Source organism: Mycobacterium sp., assembly GCF_039583805.1.
Classification (GTDB): domain Bacteria; phylum Actinomycetota; class Actinomycetes; order Mycobacteriales; family Mycobacteriaceae; genus Mycobacterium.
The window spans coordinates 18,862-21,576 of the sequence record NZ_JAVKSH010000062.1; the positions used below are offsets into that span (position 1 = coordinate 18,862).

A 2,715-nucleotide genomic window follows, 5' to 3' on the forward strand; every position below is an offset into this window, starting at 1 on the left:
CGTCTCTTCCAACGGCACCGTCTCTTCCACCGGCATCGCTCCAGTGTGTGCCGCAGCGACGCACCTGCCGCGCACCACCGCGCGGCGTGTTGGGGCTCGGCGAGGTTGCGGTTGGGTCGCGGTCAGGTCACGGTCGGCGGCTTCGACCACAACCCGTCGACGGACAACCCCGCCCGGCCGAGTAGCCGGCGGGTCAACGGCAAGCTGAGACCGATCACGTTGGACGGGTCGCCGTCGATGCGGTCGACGAACCAGCCTCCACGTCCGTCGATCGTGAACCCGCCGGCAACCGACAGCGGCTCGCCGCTGTCGACATAGGCCGCCAGCTCGGGCGTGGACGGCACGCCGAAATATATTGTGGTGCAGGCAGATTCGACATCCTGCTGGACGGCCTCGCCGTTGTGCAGCCGCATCAGGCAGTGGCCGGTGTGCAGCGTCCCCGCCCGGCCGCCCATCGCGTGCCACTGGCGTCGCGCGGCATCGGCCGACCTCGGTTTGCCCACCAGCCGCCCGTCCACCTCCAGCATCGAATCACAGCCGATGACAACACAATCCGCGCCAACGTCGGCGGGCAGCCGCTGGGCCACCGCGTCGGCTTTGGCCGCCGCCAGGGTGCACACCACGGTGCTGGGCGAGGCGTCCGGACCCAGCCGTGCCATCACAGCGTCCTCGTCCACACCCGAGTTCACGACCAGCGGGTCGACGCCGGCGCGGCGCAGCACCCGCAGCCGCCCGGGGGAGGCGGATGCGAGCACCAGGCGGGTCATCGCCGCATGTGCTGCCGTCCCACCAACGTGATCCGCTGCCAGCTGAACACCGGGTGACGCAGTTTGTCGACCGGCAGCCCCCACCGGGTGCGCTCACCCGGCTCGGCCGTGGCGGCGGTGCCGCCGGCGCTGCCCAGCACCGCGATCAGCGCGGCCAGCTCCGCGTCGCTCGGGTTGCCTTTGAGCACCTCGATGTGCGGCTCGTGGGTCATGTCCTCGGAGCTACTCACAGTGGGATGTTCCCGTGCTTCTTCGGCGGCAGCGGAGTGATCTTGCGTTCCAGCAGCCGCAGCGCCGTCGCGACGTAACCGCGGGTGTGCGACGGCGGAACGACCGCGTCGACGTAACCCCGTTCGGCGGCGATATACGGGTTGACCAGGGTGTCCTCGTATTCCTGCTGCAGCTGTAGCCGCAGCGCGTCGACATCCTCGCCCTTGTCGGCCGCCTCGGTCAGCTGCTGGCGGTAGACGAAACCGACCGCGCCCGAGGCCCCCATCACCGCGATCTGCGCCGTCGGCCACGCCACGCACACGTCGGCGCCCATGTCCTTGGAGCCCATCACGCAGTACGCGCCGCCGTAAGCCTTGCGGGTGATCACGGTGATCTTGGCGACGGTGGCCTCGCCGTAGGCGTACAGCAGCTTGGCGCCGCGCCGGATGATGCCGTTGTATTCCTGGTCGGTGCCCGGCAGGAAGCCCGGCACGTCGACCAGCAGGACGATCGGGATGTTGAAGCAGTCGCAGGTCCGGATGAACCGGGCCGCCTTCTCCGAGGCGTTGATGTCCAGGCACCCGGCGAAATGCGTGGGCTGGTTGGCGACGAGGCCGACCGGCCGGCCCTCGATGCGCCCGAACCCGACCACGATGTTTTGCGCGTAGCCGGCCTGCACCTCGAGGAACTCGTCGTCGTCGAGGATCCGGGTGATCACCTCGTGCATGTCGTAGGGCTGGTTCGGCGAGTCCGGGATCAGCGTGTCCAGCTCGAGGTCCTCGGCCGTCAGGTTGTCTTCGATGGACCCCTCCGGCGCCGGCGCCGGGTAGCGCGGCGGGTCGGTGAAGTTGTTGGGCGGCAGGTAGCCCAGCAGCTCGCGCACCCAGTCGAAGGCGTCCTGCTCGCCGGACGCGACGTAGTGCAGGGTGCCGGACTTGGCCATGTGGGTGTGAGCGCCGCCCAGCTCTTCCATCGTGACGTCCTCGCCGGTGACGGTCTTGATGACGTCCGGGCCGGTGATGAACATCTGGCTGGTCTGATCGACCATCACCACGAAGTCGGTCAGGGCGGGGGAGTAGACATGCCCGCCCGCGGCGGCGCCCATGATCAGCGAGATCTGCGGGATCACGCCCGACGCCAGGATGTTGTTGCGGAAGATCTTGCTGTAGAGGCCCAGCGAGACCACGCCCTCCTGGATCCGCGCGCCGGCGCCGTCGTTGATGCCGATCAGCGGCCGGCCGGTCTTGATCGCCAGCTCCTGCACCTTGACGATCTTCTCGCCGTACACCTCGCCGAGGCTGCCGCCGAACACCGTGGCGTCCTGGCTGAAGATGCACACGTCGCGGCCGTCGATGGTGCCGTAGCCGGTCACCACGCCGTCGCCGACCGGGCGTTTGGCGTCCAGCCCGAAGTTGGTGCTGCGGTGCCGGGCCAGCGCGTCGAGCTCGACGAACGACTCCTCGTCGAGCAGGGCGTAGATGCGTTCGCGGGCGGTCAGCTTGCCCTTGGCGTGCACCTTCTCGACGGCGGCCTCACCGACCGGGTGGCGCGTCTCCTCGCGGCGCTTGCGCAGCTCGGCCAGTTTGCCGGCGGTGGTGTGGATGTCGATCTCATGCTCCGCTCTCGCCTCGACGTGAGTCTGGGCATGGCCCTCGGAAACGCTTGTCATGACCCCCGAGCTTAGCGGTCAGCCACCCGTGCAGTCCGCTAAGCCTGGTCTGTGGTCACGGCACAGGGA

General features: G+C 69.0%; 2 protein-coding genes and 1 pseudogene. All 3 read right to left on the reverse strand.

Going from position 1 to position 2,715, the window contains the following annotated elements:
• Window positions 1-122: 122 nt before the first annotated feature.
• The 3 genes and pseudogenes from ABDW21_RS10190 to ABDW21_RS10200 all read right to left on the reverse strand — a co-directional run bounded on the left by ABDW21_RS10190 (window position 123) and on the right by ABDW21_RS10200 (window position 2,646).
• Complete coding sequence (locus ABDW21_RS10190; protein WP_343710411.1) at window positions 123-767, reverse strand: nucleoside triphosphate pyrophosphatase; 645 nt, start codon at window positions 765-767, stop codon at window positions 123-125.
• Window positions 764-973 (reverse strand): annotated as a pseudogene (locus ABDW21_RS10195) (acyl-CoA carboxylase subunit epsilon); the annotation flags it as partial. The pseudogene ABDW21_RS10195 and the gene ABDW21_RS10190, both read right to left, overlap by 4 nt.
• Window positions 974-993: 20 nt before the next feature.
• Complete coding sequence (locus ABDW21_RS10200; protein WP_343710412.1) at window positions 994-2,646, reverse strand: acyl-CoA carboxylase subunit beta; 1,653 nt, start codon at window positions 2,644-2,646, stop codon at window positions 994-996.
• Window positions 2,647-2,715: the final 69 nt, after the last annotated feature.